General features: G+C 66.6%; 1 protein-coding gene and 1 pseudogene. Both read left to right on the top strand.

What is annotated here, in order from left to right; translation table 11 throughout:
- The coding region (locus EOA79_RS31665) for a glycine cleavage T C-terminal barrel domain-containing protein (protein ID WP_281060310.1) at positions 1-1,793 on the top strand (1,793 nt) is incomplete at its 5' end.
- Positions 1,786-1,997 (top strand): annotated as a pseudogene (locus EOA79_RS31660) (sarcosine oxidase subunit gamma); the annotation flags it as partial. The gene EOA79_RS31665 and the pseudogene EOA79_RS31660, both read left to right, overlap by 8 nt.

Raw genomic sequence — 1,997 nt, 5'->3', positions numbered from 1 at the left:
GGATCGCGGTCGACGCCATCCTGATGTCCGCCGGCTGGACGCCGTCGGTGCATCTGTTCTCGCAGTCGCGCGGCAAAGTCGCCTTCAACGAGGAGGCGCGACGCTTCGTGCCGGGGACCTATGCGCAGGACTGCGTCTCGGTCGGCGCCTGCAACGGCACGGACGGTCTGGAGGCAACGGTCGACGAGGCCTATGCGGCAGGCGCCCAGGCGGCAAGGGACGCCGGCGGCAAGGATTCCAGCGGCAAGATGGGCAAGGGCGCCAAGCCAAAGGTCGATGCCAGTGAAAGCTGGTCACGCGGCATGCTTGGCGCTGCGCCCGGCGCCGGGCCGGGCACCACGGTCAAGGCCTTCGTCGATTTTCAGAACGATGTCACCGCCAAGGACATTCGCCAGGCGGTGCATGAGGGCATGCACTCGATCGAGCACGTCAAGCGCTTCACCACCAACGGCATGGCGACCGACCAGGGTAAGACGTCGAACATGCACGGCCTGGCGATCGCCGCCGAGACGCTCGGCAAGCCGATCCCGCAGGTCGGTCTCACCACGTTCCGCGCGCCCTATACCCCGGTCACCTTCGGCTCGATCGTCGGCCATGCGCGTGGCGCGCTGTTCGACCCGACGCGCCGCACGGCGACGCATGGCTGGGCGGCCGCCCAAGGTGCCGTGTTCGAGGATGTCGGCCAGTGGAAGCGCGCCTGGTATTTCCCGAAAGCCGGCGAGGACATGCACGCCGCCGTCAACCGCGAATGCGTGACGGTGCGCAAAGCGGCCGGCCTGTTCGACGCCTCCACGCTCGGCAAGATCGAGGTGGTCGGGCCGGATGCGGCGAAGTTCATGGAACTGCTCTACACCAACCCGTGGGAGAAGCTGGAGCCCGGCCGCTGCCGCTACGGCATCATGCTGCGCGAGGACGGCTTCATCTATGATGACGGCGTCGTCGGCAGGCTGGCGCCGGACCGCTTCCATGTGACGACGACCACCGGCGGCGCGCCGCGTGTCATGCATCACATGGAGGATTATCTCCAGACCGAGTTCCCGCATCTCAATGTCTGGCTGACCTCGATTACCGAGCAATGGGCGGTGATCGCCGTGCAGGGGCCGAGCGCGCGGAAAATCATCGAGCCTTTGGTCGAAGGCATCGACATGTCGGACGAGGCACTGCCGCATATGTCGGTGCGAGAAGGCAAGATCTGCGGCGTGCCGACGCGGCTGTTCCGCATGTCTTTCACCGGCGAGCGCGGCTTCGAGGTCAACGTGCCGGCCGACTATGGCGAAGCGGTGTGGGAAGCGCTGTGGGCCGAAGGCCAGAAGCATGGCGCGACCGCTTACGGCACCGAAACAATGCACGTGCTGCGCGCCGAAAAGGGCTACATCATCGTCGGCCAGGATACGGACGGCACGGTGACGCCGAACGATGCCGGTCTCGACTGGGCGGTCGGCAAGAAGAAGACCGACTTCGTCGGCATCCGCGGCATGATGCGCGCGGATCTCGTCGCCAAGGGCCGCAAGCAACTGGTCGGCCTGAAGGCCAAGGATCCGAAGGTCGTGTTGGAAGAAGGCGCGCAGATCGTCGAGGATCCGAAACAGGCGATCCCGATGAAGATGATCGGCCACGTCACCTCCAGCTACTGGTCGGAGAACTGCGGGCGCTCGATCGCGCTGGCGCTGGTCGCCGGCGGCCGTGATCGCATGGGCCAGACGCTCTATGTGCCGATGCCGAACGGCACGATCGAGGTGGAGGTCACCGGCATGGTGTTCGTCGACGAAAAGGGGGAGCGCCTCAATGGCTAAGGCTACCGCCAAGACAAAAGCCGCCGACGCTTCAGCTGCCGCCGAACGGCGTCCGGCACTTGCCGGGCGCGCGGTGTCGGCGCCGGGCGTCAAGGTCGAGATCCTACCGCCGGCCGAACGCATCTCGCTGCGCGCGCCCGACGCTTCCGTCGCCGCGCTGTCCAAGGCGCTCGGCGTGACGCTGCCGTCGAAGCCGAAGACCTC

Origin of the sequence: Mesorhizobium sp. M1A.F.Ca.IN.020.03.2.1, from assembly GCF_004023205.1 — a bacterium.
Taxonomy (GTDB): Bacteria; Pseudomonadota; Alphaproteobacteria; order Rhizobiales; family Rhizobiaceae; genus Mesorhizobium.
The sequence above is the reverse complement of the archived record's forward strand: the minus strand, read 5'-3'. Positions and strand labels throughout refer to the sequence as shown.